Raw genomic sequence first — 13942 nt, 5'->3', positions numbered from 1 at the left:
GGCTGCGAGGGGACGCCACAAGGAACAAGGCCAGCCAAACCCCACGACTGCCGGGCCACAAGGAGCGAGGCCAGCCGAAATACGCAAAAAGGCGCCACGGACCACGTCCGTAGCGCCTACTCGGCGTGCCTACTGGGCGCGCCTAACGACTGGAAGGCGCCGGCACAGGGTCGGTTGCCTCCACGGCCGGGGTCTGGTCAGCCGCGGCCTGCCGGTTGGCGCGGGCGCGCTTGCGCCCCCGCAGGGTCAGGGCCACTCCCCCGGCGGCCAACGCCAGGTAGAGGGCGACGGTGAGGGCGGTGGGCATCGTGAAGCCAAAGGCGTTCTCCGCCCCGCCCACAATGGTGCCGACATTCAGCAGCACGATGGCTGTGCCCACGAACCCGCCCAGCAGGATCGGGTTGAGGCGGCTAATCAGCCACGCCGCGACCGGCGCGGTCAGGCTACCGCCGACCAGCAGCGCCACGACGGCGGCCGCGTTCGCGACCAAGTCGTCCCACAGGCCCACCACGAAGCCGAGTGTCGCGCCGAGGGTGACCAAGAACTCCGCGGTGTTGACCGTGCCCACAATCCGCCGCGGCTGCTGCTTGCCCAACGACAACAGCGTGGACGTCGTGACGGGTCCCCAGCCACCGCCGCCGGTGGCATCGACGAAGCCGCCGACCGAGCCCAGCCCCAGCAGGAACGGGGTGGAATGCGGGGTCTCGGTGAGCTTGCGCGTGACCCGGCCGCGGGAAAAGCGCCAGACCAGGTTCAGGCCGACGGCGAAGAGAATGGCCGAGGTAATCGGCGCCGCGGCATCCAGCGACAGGCTGGAGAGCACCGTCGCGCCGGCAAACGCCGCAATCGACCCCGGCACCGCCAGGCGCACGACGGTCTTCCAGTCGATATTGCCGAAGCGCCAGTGGCTGATGCCGGAGACCAGCGTGGTGCCCAGCTCCGCGGTGTGCACGACAGCCGAGGCCTGCGCCGGCCCGAGGCCGGCCAGGAAAATGAGGATGGTCGTCGAGGTCACGCCGAAGCCCATCCCGATGCCGCCATCGACCAGCTGGGCAGCCGCGCCGCCCACCGCAATCAAGAGCAATGCCGTCATCTAGACACCCGCCTTCAACAGTTCCCGTGCCGGCAGCTTGCCGTGCTTATATGCGGCACCGTACCGCGCCGCGACGATGCCCGCGAGCGCAGCGCCCAGCGGCGGTTGGCAGGTCACGCGCGTCCCCGTCGCCGCCTCGATTTCCGGCACGGCCGCGGTCAGGCGGTCGAGCAGGAGGCCGTCGGTGACGAACATCGGCACCACGTGCAGGCGGGCAAGCTGCTGGGTGCGCTGTTGAACCTGCAGCTGGGTGCGGTGTTGAGCGTGTTGCTCGGCGTGCTGGCGGGCTAGGTGCTCCAGCCCGGCCACCCCGCGCGGGGCGTCCGGGGAGTCCTTCGTGGCAAAGAGCGTGGACCAGCCCAGCTCAGCCGCCAGGTCGGTCACGGCGGCGTTCGCCTCCGGGTCGGCAGAGCCCACCGCGTAGAGCACGCCGTGGTTATTTGCCGGGCAGCGCGGGGCCAGCACGTCGGCGAGATCCGCGCCCGTGCCGAGGCCGGCGGCGGCCTTGAGGGGCAGGCCGGTGGCTGAGTGGGCATCGGCGAGCACGGCCGGGTAGTCCACGCGCTGGTGGTAGCCGGGGGTAAACAGCAGCGGCACGACGACGGCCTCGTCGGCCCCGCGGTCGCGCAGGCCGGCGGCGGCACCGGCTAGGTCGGGGTCGTTGAACTCCAGGTGCGCGGCGGCGGACAGAGACACCCCGGCTCGGCGCGCGGCCGCGGCGGTAAGCCGCTCGATGCCGGCGGCCGCCCCCGCCCGGCGCGAACCGTGGGCGAGGGTGATGAGAGCGCGCTTAGGCATCGTTGGCCTCCTGCCGGGCCGTGGAGTGACCGCGCCGGCGCAGCGACTGCTGCAGCGCCTCCTGGGACGAGGGCGCAGGCGACGGGGCGACCGGCGAGTCGTCCTGGCCGTGGAAGCGCACCGAGAACACCCGGCGGCAGTCCTGGCAGTTCCAGGCAAACTCGTCCTCGGTGTCCGGGAAGAGCTGCGTGCCGGCGCAATAGGGGCAGTACGTCGGGTGGTTGCGGTTCGGGTTGGGCTGGCGGCGAAATCTCATTGCAGGTCCTCGTCCGGAGCGCGCAGCACCCACTGGCGGAACTGTTCGCCCTCGGTGCGCTGCTCCTTGAACTTGGTGACCAGACGGATGACGTAATCGGTGACCTCGTCGGCTAGGACCTTGTGGCCGCGCAGCTTGCGCCCGAAGTCCGGGTCCAAGCCCAGCGCGCCGCCCAGGTGGACCTGGAAGCCCTCCACGCGGTTGCCGTCCGGGTCGGTCAGGGTCTGGCCCTTGAAGCCGATGTCGGAGACCTGCGTGCGGGCGCAGGAGTTCGGGCAGCCGTTGAGCGCGATGGAAATCGGCACGTCGAGGTCGTCGAGGGCGTCCTCCAGCTCGTCGACGAGCTGGATGGCGCGCGCCTTCGTGGTCACGTGCGCGAGCTTGCAGAACTCCAGGCCCGTGCAGGAGATGACGCCGCGGCGGAACTCGGACGGGTGGGAGTAGAGGCCGGTGGCGTCGAGGGCATCGCTGAGCGCGGCGACCTGGTCCTCCGGCACGTCGAGGAAGAGCAGCTCCTTCATGGGCGTGGTGCGGATGCGGGTCAGCCCGAAGCGCTCGGCGACGTCGGCGATGGCGATGAGCTGCTCGCCGGTCGCGTGCCCCACGGTGGGCTTGACGCCGACGTAGTAGTTGCCGTCCTTTTGCTGGTGCACGCCCAGGTGGTCGCGGCTGCCCGGGTTGATGGGCGTGGGCACGCCGTCGGCTAGCGGGGCGTCCAGGTACTCGTCCTCGAGGACCTGCCGGAACTTCTCGACGCCCCACTGCGCCACCAGGAACTTCAGCCGCGCGCGGTTGCGCAGGCGGCGGAAGCCGTAGTCGCGGAAGATGCCGACCACGCCGGCCCAGACCTCCGGCACGCGCTCCAGCGGCACGAAGGCGCCGAGCGAGCGGGAGAGCATCGGGTTGGTGGACAGGCCGCCGCCGACGAAGCAGTCGAAGCCCGGGCCGTAGTCCGGGTGGTCGGTGCCGATGAAGGCGACGTCCTGGATTTCGTGGGTGACGTCCTGGCGCGCATTGCCGGAGATGGCGGTCTTGAACTTGCGGGGCAGGTTCTGGAATTCCTCGCGGAGGAGGTAGTCGTCGACGATCTCCTCGATGGCGGGGGTGGCGTCGATGATTTCGTCGGCCGCGACGCCGGCGACGGGCGAGCCGAGGATGACGCGGGGGACGTCGCCGCAGCCCATGAGCGTGGACAGGCCGACGGCCTCGAGGCGGTCCCAGATTTCGGGGACGTCCTCGATACGGATCCAGTGCAGCTGGATGTTCTGCCGGTCGGTGAAATCCGCCGTGGAGCGGGCGAAGTCGCGGGAGATTCCGCCGACGACGCGCAACTGCTGCGGGGTGGCGCGGCCGCCGTCGAAGCGGATGCGCATCATGAAATATTCGTCCTGCAGCTCGGAGTTGTCGAGCTGGCTGGTCAGCTCCCCACCCAGGTTCTGCTTGCGCTGCGTGTAGAGGCCGAGCCACTTGAAGCGCGGGGCGAGGTCGTCGGCCGGAATGGAGGAGAAACCTTGTTTAGAATAGATGTCGATGACGCGCTGGCGCGCCGACATGCCCCCGTCTTCCTGCTTGATGAACTCGTCGTTGTTGAGGGGGTCCTGGCCGTCGATTTTCCATTGGCCCTCGGGCTTTTTCGGCCGGGCGGATCGCTTTCGCTCTTTGACGTCGGTTGCCATAGTCGTGTGCCTTTCCGTGTGGCGCGGGGCGGGAAAATTGTGTGCCCAAAGTCTAGCGAACAAACAGGTACGGTCCAGCTAGACCGCTCGGTCTTAGGTGGGGGCGGTGGATATATATGCCTTGCGCTGGGGTTTAGTAGGTGCTTTGGCTAGAAAATAATTAGCGCGGCGGGGCCACCTGAATTCGGTTAGCCGAAAGTTACGCGGGCCACAATCGCGAAAAACCCGCCCTGCGCTGGGTTTATCAGCGCCGGGGCGGGTTGGTCTAGACGGCTTGGTACGCCGCGGGGGTGGGTGGTTAGCGCGGCAGGTGGATACCGAACTTGTCCAGCTGGGCGGCGATGGACCGCCAGTTGAACGCCAAGCCGATGCCCGCCGCCAGAGCCGCGATAATCGCGACGATGGGGCCAGCCTTGCTGGAGCTGGAACCGTTGCTGGAGCCGTCGGAGCTGGAGCTGGAGTTGTCGGAGCTGGAGTTGTCGGAGCTGGAGTCGTCGGCGGAGCTGGAGCCGTCGGCGGAGCTGGAGCTGGAGCCGTCGGCCGAGCTGGAGCTGGAGCCGGCATCGGTGGCATCGCCGGCGTTGTGGGCGCGGGCGGTCAGCCACTCGTCCTCGTCGATAACGCTGTTGACCAGGCGGGTCTCCCCAATCCAGCCGTACCACGGGTCCTGCGGGCGCTTGTCGTCCATGCCCGCGCCCATGACCCAGCGCAGCTCGCGCGGCAGCAGGCCCTGCGCGCCGACGGCGTTGCGCAGGATGGGCGCGCCGTTGATGAACATCTCGACGGTGTCGCGCTCCGGGTTGTTGACGACGGCGACGTGCATCCACTCGTCGGTGGGTACCTCGTGGGACCAGACGGTGCTGCCGCTGCCCTCCTCCGGCTCGGCCCACCAGCGCAGCTCGCGCAGGTTGGACACGCCCATCATGACGGTCGGGTCGGTGTCGGTGGAGCCGTCCACCAGGTCGGCGATGGAGGAATCACGGGCAATCGCGTTGCCCCAGCCGTGCTTCTCGCCGTCGAAGTCGGCCGGCAGCTTCACGAAGGACTCGAAGGTGTAGCCGCGGGAGGTGTCGACGTTGTTGATGGCGGCATCAGGGGCGGACTTAAACCAGGCCACGGCGGGCTTGCCGGCCGGGTCGGACCAGTAGAGGGAGCCGGCGTCGGCGGACAGCGGGTGGTGCTCGGTGCTGTAGGTAACGCGGTCGTCCAGGCCGGACTCGCGGGTGAGATCGCCGTCGCCGTTAATGTCCGGGATGACCGAGCCGCGGCCGGCGGCCTCGCCCTCAGCCAGCTGCTTGCCGTCCAGGGTGGTCTGGCCCGGGCGCCAGTGGAACACGGTGTCCTCGGCCTGAACGTAGTCCTGATCGTCAATCGGCAGCTCGTCATCGGTGATTTCGTAGGGCTGGTAGCCCTCGGCGACGATCTCCTTGGCCTTGCCGGCCAGGTCGCCTTCCTTCCCGTCGCCGGTCTCCCACTCGGGGGCGAAGCCGGCGAAGCGCTCCTGAAAGTTCAGCGGGATGCGGTAGCTGTCGCCCTCGCCGTCCAGGATGAGCTTGTCGAACTGGGTCAGCTCCGCGTGCGGCTTCTTGGCCACCCACGGCGACAGCGCGGCCATCTCCAGCTCGTTGCCGGACAGGTCGAATTCCAGCACGCCCAGCAGGCCGTTGCCGCCCTGGTAGGCCATCTGGTAGTCCTGCAGGATGGAAACGACCTCGTGGCCGGCGTCGTTGGTGTCCACGCGGTAGCCGGCGCCGTGGTGGTGGCCGCCCATGGTCAAAAAGATCTGGTCGTTTTTGCGGATGAACTTGTCCCACAGGCCCTGGCCGTAGTCGTCGGAGTAGAAGACCTGGCCCTGGCCGTCGATGTTGAGCACCTCGTGGGTCGTCAGGATGACCGGCAGCTCGGGGTGGGCGTCGATGACGCCTTGGGCCCAGTCCAGGGTGGCATCGTTAGCGCGCCAGGCCAGCGCCAGGACCAGGTACTGCTGGCCCTCGGCCTCGAAGATGTGGTATTCGGACTCCTGGTTGGGCACCTCGTGGCGCTCGCCGAAGGTGTCGTTGCCGGCGGCGCGGGAGGCCGGGAAGTGGGTGCCAAACGGGTCATCGTCGGCCATGTCGTGGTTGCCAGGCAGGATGGAGTAGTTCAGGTCGGAGTCGTCCAACACGCGCATGGCCTTGTCGGCGACGTCCCACTCGCCGGCGACGTCGGCCTGGTCGACCACGTCGCCCAGGTGGGTGGCGAATTCCATGTTGAGGGCGTCCTGGTTGTCGGCCAGCCACTCCATCTGGGCCTGGTAGGGCTCGCTGCCGTAGCGCTCGCTGGCCAGGTTGCCGGTCTCCGGGGTGGAATAGCGGGAGTAGAACTGGGTGTCCGGGATGACGCCCAGGGTGAACCGGGAGCCGGCGTCCTCGGCGGCGGTAGCAGGGGTGATGACGACCAAAGAAGAAGCCACCGCGGTAGAAACCACGGTGGCGGTGATACGACGGTTGGGCATGACGGCCTTTCCTTTTACTAGAACGATTCAATACGCGATGAATATTAAAACCGCCTAGTAAACGGCTGGGGACGCCCGCGTGAACAGGAGCTTATGCGCGGATGAAGCTTAGGACTTCCTGGACGATGCCGTCGACCTCGTCCTTGCTCGGCGCCTCCACGTTCAGGCGCAGCAGCGGCTCCGTGTTGGAGGCGCGCACGTTGAACCAGGCCGGGGTGCCCTTGAGATCCACGGTCACGCCGTCCAGGCGGTCGACGCCGGCGATCTTGTCGGCCATGCCGTCCAGCACGGCCTGGGTGGCGGCGTCCTGGTCGTCGACGGTGGAGTTGATTTCGCCGGAGGCCTCGTACTTGAGGTAGTCGGCCATGAGCTCGCTGAGCGGCTTGTCGCTAGCGCCCAGGGCGGCCAGCACGTGCATGGCGGCCAGCATGCCGGAGTCGGCGTTCCAGAACTCCTGGAAGTAGTAGTGGGCGGAGTGCTCGCCGCCGAAGACGGCGTCGTGCTCGGCCATCTGGGCCTTGATGAAGGAGTGGCCCACGCGGGTGCGCACCGGGGTGCCGCCGGCGGCCTCGACCAGCTCCGGCACGGCGCGGGAGGTGATCAGGTTGTGGATGATGGTCGCTCCCGGGAACTTGTCCAGGTAGCGCTCGGCGACCAGCGCGCAGATGGCCGACGGGGAGACCGGCTGGCCCAGCTCGTCCACGACGAAGCAGCGGTCGGCGTCGCCGTCGAAGGCCAGGCCGATGTCCGCGCCCTGCTCCTTGACGAAGGCCTGCAGATCCACCAGGTTCTTCGGGTCCAGCGGGTTGGCTTCGTGGTTGGGGAAGGTGCCGTCCAGCTCGAAGTAGAGCGGGCGAATGTCCAGGTTCAGCCCCTCCAGGACGGCGGGGACGGTGTGGCCGCCCATGCCGTTGGCGGCATCGACAGCGACGACGAGGGGACGGGTGGCGGACAGGTCGACGAGCTTGTTGAGGTAGGCCGCGTAGTCGTCCAGGACCTCGCGGGCCGTGGCCGCGCCCGGCTCGCCGTCGAAGTCGGGCACGCCGGCGGCCAGCATGTCCTTGATGTCGGCCAGGCCCGTGGCCTCGCCCACCGGCTTCGCGCCGGCACGGCAGAGCTTGATGCCGTTGTACTTGGCCGGGTTATGGGAGGCGGTAAACATCGCGCCGGCGCAGTCCAAGTCGCCGGAGGCGAAGTAGAGCTCGTCGGTGGAGGTCAGCCCCAGCATGACCACGTTGAGGCCCTGGGCGTTGACGCCCTCGCCGAAGGCGGCGGCCAGCTCCGGCGACGACGGGCGCATGTCGTGGCCGATGGCGACGACGTGCTCACCCTCGGAGCGCATCAGCGCCGCGAAGGCCGCACCGACCTCGCGCACGAAGTCGACGTCGATGTCCTCGCCCACCACGCCGCGCACGTCATAGGCCTTGATTACTTGGTCCAGCTTTTCACGGTCTCGCATAAATGACCAGTCTAGTCCGCCGCTGCGGCGGTGGAGCCACGGGCCGGGCTCCCCGAGGGTTACTGGTAGCTAACTCACAGGCAACGGGAGGCTAGCTGTTGCTGCCCGGGTCCGGGACCACGGACAGGTGGGCGCGGCGCTGCTGCTTGGCGGTGGCCACGCGGCGGGTGCGGAAGACCGGGTGGTTGGAGCGGGCCGGATCGGCGCCGTCGAAGGTGGGCGCGTAGTCGATAGGGTCCGCGCCGGAGCCGGGCTCGCCGCCTTCGACCAGCCCGGTGGTCACGCGCCCGCCCTCGCGGACGGCCTCGGCTAGGGCCAGGAGATCGTCGTCGTCTTCGATGTCGACCTGGTCGACGCGCAGCATCTCCCAGCCCTGCGGGGCGGTGATGCGCTCGGCGTGCTCGGCGCACAGGTCCCAGGAGTGCGGGTCTTCTTCTTCCACGAGCGGGCCGACCACGGCGGTCTGCTCGGCGTAGGCGTAAGTCAACGTAGCCACGGCTTCACGGCCGCAGCCGGGGCGGGAACAACGTCGAAATTCAGTCACAGCCACACAGTCTAGACCTCAAGTAGTCATTTAGACAGTCCCCGACCGGCGCGCCCCGGAAAAATCCGCCCCGCGGCGTCCTAGAGTAAGCCTCATGCCCGCTACCCCGCCGCTTTCCGTCCGCCGCGACCGCCACGGCCGCGGCCAGCGCGGCCCCCTGTTGCCGCAGCAGACGCCGCGCTTCCGCACGCGCGCCCAGAGCTTCGACATGGCCGTGCTGGAGGCCTACGCGCCCATCCAGAACGCCTTCGCCGACCAGCTGACCACCCTGGATCTGGCCGTCGATACCGTGCCGCGGATGCGCCTGCGCGCCGACATGACGGTGCTGCCCGACGAGATCGTCGCGGACGGCCCGGTGCCGCTGGGGCGGATCGTGCCAGCCGGCGTGGATGCGAAGGGCCGGCCGACGCGCTCGCGGCTGGTGATTTTCCGCATGCCCATCGAGGCCCGCTGCGCCACCCGCGAGGAGCGCAGCGAACTCCTGTCCACGGTGCTGACCTCCCTGGTGGCCAACTACCTGAACCTCAGCCCGCAGGACATCGACCCGCGGTTTAGCTGGTAGCAGGCGCAGGCGCGCACCGGCCTTCAAAGCGCCCCAAGATCTCAAAAATCCCAGCCCGGCAGGCTGGGAGCGGGTAGCTACCCGCGGCGGACAGGCCAGGTTAGTTAGCTGATTTCTCGCTTCAGGCGGCGGCGTTCGCGGTCGGAGAGGCCACCCCAGATGCCAAAGCGCTCGTCGTGTTCGAGCGCGTATTCCAAGCATTCATCCCGTACGGCGCAGGCCTGGCAGATTCGCTTCGCTTCCCGAGTGGAGCCTCCCTTTTCCGGGAAGAATGCCTCCGGATCGGTTTGCGCGCACAGCGCCTGGTCTTGCCATTCTTGCTCGACCGCCCCGAAAAGCTCGTCGATGGACATCTCTGCAGCAGCACCGCCACGGGGAATGGCGCCGTTAGCCATGTCTTTCACGCCTCGTCCTTCCTCCGTAGTTTGCAGTAGTTAAAAGTTCAGTCAGTTCAGTCAGCCTTAGCCAGCCCGGGGGCCGCGCCAAGTGGTTTCTTACACTGTTGTTATTTCACACTGTATCACTAAATATCGTCAACCCGTCGGGAGCTAAATTAGCGAAAAGATCCCGAAACCCCACGTCACTATTCACATTCTTCACACGGATCACAGACACGACTTCCCCGGGGGAGAAGGCGGGGGTACTACATATAGGGGTCGCCCCGATCCCTGTTCACAATTCACAGGAATCCCCGGCGTGTCGCTACCCTTTTGCCAGGTTTTTGATCCTGGCGGCCACGGACCGGGCAGTCCTGGCAGCTCAGCCCGCCCAACCGGGGCGGGCAGCCCGGCAACCTAGCCGCGCGGGCGGCCCGGACAATGCAGGGAGCGCCGCCGGCGCAGGTGGCATCGGCAGTCCGCGGCGACCGCGGTGGCGGGGGCTGCGGGGAGCGACAGGTGGCATCGGCAGCACAAAGCGGGCCACCAGCCGGTGGCCCGCCAGGCAGGTTTAGGCGTCGGAGGAGAAGCGGACGCCGCGGTCCGGGATGACAACGCCCGGGAAGATGCGCATGCCGCCTTCCAGCTCGCAGCGGGCGCCGATCTGGGCGCCCTCGCCGATGACGCAGCCGTCGATGTGCGTGTTGGCGCCGATGTGGGCGCCAGAGGCGATGATGGAATTCGTAATCACCGCGCCCGGCTCGATGGTCACGCCGTCGAAGACCACGGTGCCGTCCAGGCGGGAGCCGGCGCCGACCTCGGAGCCGCGGCCCACGGAGGTGCCGGACAACAGGAGCGCTCCCCCGGCCACGCCGGCGGAATCATCCACGATGGCCTCGCCGGTGCGGCCTGCCAGCAGCGGCGACGGCGCGATCCCGCGGACCAGGTCGGAGGAACCGCGCACGAAGTCCTCTGGGCGGCCCATGTCACGCCAGTAGGAGTTGTCCACGTGCCCGATGACCTTGCGGCCGGCCTCGAGGACCTGCGGGAAGGTCTCGCGCTCGACGGAGACCACGCGGCCGGCCGGGATGGTGGCGATAAGCTCCTTGTCGAAGACGTAGCAGCCGGCGTTGATCTGGTTGGTGGGCGGATCCTCGGTCTTTTCCAGGAAGGCGGTGACCTGCCCGTCGGCGTCGGTGGGCACGCAGCCGAAGGCGCGCGGGTCGGCGACCTTGAGCAGGTGCATGGTCAGATCTGCGCCCTTGGAGTGGTGGGTTTCCAGGATGGAGTTGAGATCCATGCCGGAGAGCACGTCGCCGTTGAAGACCATGGCGGTGTCGTGCCGCAGGTGGTCGTAGACGTTGCGGATGCCGCCGCCGGTGCCCAGGGCTTCTTCCTCGACGACGTATTCGATCTCCAGGCCCAGATCGGCACCGTCGCCGAAGTATTCCTCGAAGACCTCGGCCTTGTAGGAGGTCGACATGATGACGTGGGTGATGCCGGCGGCCTGGATGCGTGCCAGCAGGTGCTGCAGGAAGGGATAGTTGGCCGTCGGCAGCATGGGCTTGGGCGTGCCGATGGTCAAGGGGCGCAGGCGGGTACCGCGTCCACCGACGAGGATCACGGCATCAGTAACCGCGCCCAGATTGTCTGCTGCGGCAGTCTCGTGCTCGGCCATAGAATCCATCTTTCTTTGGTTTAGTTAATAATATTCTCGCCCGATTGTAGAGCCCGAGCCCCGGCCGCCGCGCCGCGCCACGCGCGTGCCGCCGCCATTTTCCCGGCCGCCGACCCCGCTCGCCGCAGCGACACAGCTTCCTAGCTGCCACAACGCCGATAAAAGCGGCACTAAACTTTGTCTGTACCTTTCGCCACAGCCAGCCCGGCGCGCAGGCGCAACCCCGCCCGCAGCACCCAGCGCAGGGGCGCTTGCCAGGCCGCGGGATGCCTATCCGCCTGGAAGCGATAGGCGGAGTCGTGGTGGGCGCGTAGCATGGCCGCCGAGTGCGCCTTGGTGGAATGGCCCTGGGCGTGCGTGATGACCGCCTCCGGGCAGAAGACGTTGCGGTAGCCGGCCCGCGCCAGGCGGTCGCCCAGGTCCACGTCCTCCAGGTACATGAAGTAGCGCTCGTCGAAGCCGCCGACGGCGGCGAAGGCCTCCCAGCTGACCAGGAGGCAGGAGCCGGACAGCCAGCCGGCCTCGCGCTGGCGGGCCATGTCCTCGCCCGCCCGGTAGCGCGCCGACCACGGGTTGGACGGCCAGATATCGGAGAAGACCGCGTGGCCGACCCCGGTCAGCAGGTCCGGAACCGCGCGCGCCGAGGGATAGTTGCTGCCGTCCGGCTCAACGATGCGCGGCCCCACCGACCCCACCCGGTCCCAGGTCCGGGCGCAGGCCAGGAGGGCATCGATAGAGCCGGGGGAAAAGGCCACGTCCGGGTTGGACAGCAGTACCCAGTCCGGGTCGATCTCACCGGCCGCGCGCAGCTTGCCCAGCGCCTTGACGCCGGCGTTCATGCCGCCGCCGTAGCCCAGGTTGCCGCCGGTCGGCACGAAGTCGACGCCGTCGCGCTCGCGCGCGGCCGCCTCCGGCACGCCGTCGGTGGAGCCGTTGTCGGCCAGCACGACGTGGGTGGGTTGGCTGCAGGCGCCGGCCAGCGAATCCAGGAAGTCCGCCAGGAAGGCGCCGGGCGAGTACGTCACGGTCACCACGGCCAGCGGGGTTTGGTTATCGGTAGTCACAATGGCTTCCACACTACCCACCCCGCCTGGCCGGCTCGCCCGCGACACGAGCCGGCGCGCCCAGTTCCGGCCACCCGCCCGGGGAGGCTTCGTCCCCCGGCCACTGCCCCACCAAGAAAGCGTAAAGGGTGGTGAAGGCGCGGCCGGCTTTCGGGGATTTACCCGATCTCGCCTAAACTGAGTGCTATTATTTCCCAGTTCCAGTACCCCTCGCTACCAGCAGTCCAACGGAAGTCGAACTTGTGAACAAAGAACCTGCCCGCCCCGTGCGCGATATTCAGGCCGCCCCCACGCGCGGTCCGCAGACCGCCCAGACCGGGTCCACAGCACTGAAGACCGTGCTGACCATCCTGTCGGTGGTAGTGCTGGTTGTCAGCGGCATCGGTTATGCCACCATCGGCCGCCTGGGCGGGGACCTGTCCTCGGTGTCCAACCTGCAGCTCGGCGGCGGGGGCGGCTTTAAGGATAAGGACGCCGCGGACGGCGCCGTGGATATCCTGCTGGTCGGCTCCGACTCGCGCTCGGACGCCCACGGCAACCGTTTGAGCGACGAGGAGTTGGAAAAGCTCCACGCCGGCGTCGACGAGGGCGAGGAAAACACCGACACCATCATGGTCATCCGCGTGCCCAACGACGGCTCGCGGGCCTCCGCCGTGTCCATCCCGCGCGATACTTATATCTCCGACGACGAGCACGGCAACATGAAGATCAACGGCGTCTACGCCGCGCACAAGGGCGCGATGACGGACCAGCTGCAGGCCGAAAACGACGAGGCCGAGGCCGCCGGCAAGTCTGCCCCGCACGACGCCAAGGAGATCGAGCAAAAGGGCGTCGAGGCCGGCCGCGCCGCCCTGCTGGAGGAGGTCCGGGACCTCACCGGCATCGAGATCGATCACTACGCGGAGATCGGCCTGCTGGGCTTCGTCCTGCTGACTGAGGCCGTCGGCGGCGTGGACGTTTGCCTCAACGAGCCGGTCGATGACGAGATGTCCGGCGCCAGGTTCCCCGCCGGCGAGCAGACCCTGCACGGCGCCGACGCCCTGGCCTTTGTCCGCCAGCGCTACGGCCTGCCCCGCGGCGACCTGGACCGCATCACCCGCCAGCAGGCCTTCATGGCCTCCCTGGTCAACAAGCTGCTGGACGCCGGCACCCTGACCAACCCGTCCAAGCTGGGCAAGATCTCCGAGGCGGTGGAGCGCTCCGTCGTCATCGATGAGAACTGGGACGTGATGAGCTTTGCCACCCAGCTGGCCGATCTCGCCGGCGGCAACGTCACCTTCAACACCATCCCGGTCACCTCCGTGGACGGCACGGGCGATTATGGCGAGTCGATTATCACCATCGACGTGGCCGAGGTCCACAAGTTCATGGACGACCTGGCCCGCAGCCAGGAGGAAAAGGACAAGGAAGAAGCCCCGGCCGAGGACTCCGGCGAGGCCGCGGGCGCGGGCGATGCCCCGGCCCACGTCGACGGCGTCGAGGTCCACGTCCTCAACGCCGGCTCGGTCTCCGGCCTGGCCGGCGGCGTGGGCTCCTTCCTGGAGGGCGAGGGCTACACCGTGGCGCGCACCTCGAACGCGCAGCCGGGTGTCTACGCCGAGTCCCAGGTGGTCGCCGCCGACGCCAATGATGAGAAGGCCAAGGCCCTGGCGGAGAAGCTCGGCGGCCTGCCGGTTACCGTCAACGAGGGCCTGGATGATTCCACCCTCATCGTGGTCACCGCCGACGAGTACTCCGGCCCCTCCGACGAGGAGGCGCAGGGCCCGGCCGGCGAGGCCGACGCGAACGCCGATGCCCCCGTCGGCACCCCGGGCGGCGATTTCGGCACCGCCGAGGTCTCCCCGGAGATCGACGCCGGCGGCCACGGCCCGCGCTGCGTGAACTAGCCACACAGCCACACCGCCGGCGCCCATCCGGCGCCCAGCCGGCGCCCCACCAGCA

General features: G+C 68.3%; 12 protein-coding genes. 2 read left to right on the top strand and 10 right to left on the bottom strand.

Annotation, left to right across the window (positions count from 1 at the left end):
* Window positions 1-142: 142 nt before the first annotated feature.
* The 7 genes from QQS53_RS02940 to QQS53_RS02910 form a co-directional block, all read right to left on the bottom strand.
* Window positions 143-1093 (bottom strand): sulfite exporter TauE/SafE family protein, encoded by a 951-nt coding sequence (locus QQS53_RS02940; RefSeq protein ID WP_472774432.1) that lies wholly within the window; start codon window positions 1091-1093, stop codon window positions 143-145.
* On the bottom strand, window positions 1094-1891 hold the full coding sequence (locus tag QQS53_RS02935; protein WP_472774431.1) for a sirohydrochlorin chelatase: 798 nt from the start codon (window positions 1889-1891) through the stop codon (window positions 1094-1096). It abuts the gene before it with no gap.
* The gene (locus tag QQS53_RS02930) at window positions 1884-2147 is read right to left on the bottom strand and encodes a hypothetical protein (RefSeq protein WP_472772282.1); all 264 of its coding nucleotides are present in this window, start codon (window positions 2145-2147) and stop codon (window positions 1884-1886) included. The genes QQS53_RS02935 and QQS53_RS02930 overlap by 8 nt, the downstream gene beginning before the upstream one ends.
* Window positions 2144-3823: a nitrite/sulfite reductase gene (locus QQS53_RS02925; RefSeq protein WP_472774430.1), complete on the bottom strand. Its 1680-nt coding sequence runs from the start codon at window positions 3821-3823 to the stop codon at window positions 2144-2146. The genes QQS53_RS02930 and QQS53_RS02925 overlap by 4 nt, the downstream gene beginning before the upstream one ends.
* Window positions 3824-4121: 298 nt before the next feature.
* The gene (locus QQS53_RS02920; protein ID WP_472774429.1) at window positions 4122-6317 is read right to left on the bottom strand and encodes a LamG-like jellyroll fold domain-containing protein; all 2196 of its coding nucleotides are present in this window, start codon (window positions 6315-6317) and stop codon (window positions 4122-4124) included.
* Window positions 6318-6408: 91 nt separating this feature from the next.
* Window positions 6409-7776: a phosphomannomutase/phosphoglucomutase gene (locus QQS53_RS02915; protein WP_472774428.1), complete on the bottom strand. Its 1368-nt coding sequence runs from the start codon at window positions 7774-7776 to the stop codon at window positions 6409-6411.
* A 91-nt stretch (window positions 7777-7867) separates the two neighbouring features.
* On the bottom strand, window positions 7868-8320 hold the full coding sequence (locus QQS53_RS02910) for a DUF3499 domain-containing protein (RefSeq protein WP_083319157.1): 453 nt from the start codon (window positions 8318-8320) through the stop codon (window positions 7868-7870).
* A 94-nt stretch (window positions 8321-8414) separates the two neighbouring features.
* Here QQS53_RS02910 and QQS53_RS02905 point away from each other — a divergent pair, with 94 nt between their 5' ends.
* A complete protein-coding gene (locus QQS53_RS02905; RefSeq protein ID WP_472774427.1) occupies window positions 8415-8882 on the top strand; it encodes a metallopeptidase family protein in 468 nt (155 codons plus the stop codon).
* Window positions 8883-8986: 104 nt separating this feature from the next.
* Here the strand turns inward: QQS53_RS02905 and QQS53_RS02900 are convergent, their stop codons facing one another.
* From QQS53_RS02900 to QQS53_RS02890, 3 genes are all read right to left on the bottom strand, one after another.
* A complete protein-coding gene (locus QQS53_RS02900) occupies window positions 8987-9235 on the bottom strand; it encodes a WhiB family transcriptional regulator (protein WP_210400090.1) in 249 nt (82 codons plus the stop codon).
* Between the two features lie 595 nt (window positions 9236-9830).
* Window positions 9831-10937, bottom strand: coding sequence for a mannose-1-phosphate guanylyltransferase (gene manB / locus QQS53_RS02895; protein WP_472774514.1), 1107 nt, complete (start codon window positions 10935-10937; stop codon window positions 9831-9833).
* Between the two features lie 170 nt (window positions 10938-11107).
* Window positions 11108-12022 (bottom strand): glycosyltransferase family 2 protein, encoded by a 915-nt coding sequence (locus QQS53_RS02890; RefSeq protein ID WP_472774426.1) that lies wholly within the window; start codon window positions 12020-12022, stop codon window positions 11108-11110.
* Window positions 12023-12243: 221 nt separating this feature from the next.
* Here QQS53_RS02890 and QQS53_RS02885 point away from each other — a divergent pair, with 221 nt between their 5' ends.
* Complete coding sequence (locus tag QQS53_RS02885; RefSeq protein ID WP_472774425.1) at window positions 12244-13887, top strand: LCP family protein; 1644 nt, start codon at window positions 12244-12246, stop codon at window positions 13885-13887.
* Window positions 13888-13942: the final 55 nt, after the last annotated feature.

Source organism: Corynebacterium sp. 2571A (genome assembly GCF_055700935.1).
This window is presented reverse-complemented; position numbering and strand designations above follow the sequence as displayed.

Bases quoted from the DNA above. Each gene is read 5' to 3' on its own strand.
- QQS53_RS02925 (WP_472774430.1), bottom strand. From the start codon at position 3,823: ATGGCAACCGACGTCAAAGAGCGAAAGCGATCCGCCCGGCCGAAAAAG.
- QQS53_RS02900 (WP_210400090.1), bottom strand. From the start codon at position 9,235: ATGTCCATCGACGAGCTTTTCGGGGCGGTCGAGCAAGAATGGCAAGAC.
- QQS53_RS02930 (WP_472772282.1), bottom strand. From the start codon at position 2,147: ATGAGATTTCGCCGCCAGCCCAACCCGAACCGCAACCACCCGACGTAC.
- QQS53_RS02935 (WP_472774431.1), bottom strand. From the start codon at position 1,891: ATGCCTAAGCGCGCTCTCATCACCCTCGCCCACGGTTCGCGCCGGGCG.
- QQS53_RS02905 (WP_472774427.1), top strand. From the start codon at position 8,415: ATGCCCGCTACCCCGCCGCTTTCCGTCCGCCGCGACCGCCACGGCCGC.
- QQS53_RS02915 (WP_472774428.1), bottom strand. From the start codon at position 7,776: ATGCGAGACCGTGAAAAGCTGGACCAAGTAATCAAGGCCTATGACGTG.
- QQS53_RS02920 (WP_472774429.1), bottom strand. From the start codon at position 6,317: ATGCCCAACCGTCGTATCACCGCCACCGTGGTTTCTACCGCGGTGGCT.
- QQS53_RS02940 (WP_472774432.1), bottom strand. From the start codon at position 1,093: ATGACGGCATTGCTCTTGATTGCGGTGGGCGGCGCGGCTGCCCAGCTG.
- manB (WP_472774514.1), bottom strand. From the start codon at position 10,937: ATGGCCGAGCACGAGACTGCCGCAGCAGACAATCTGGGCGCGGTTACT.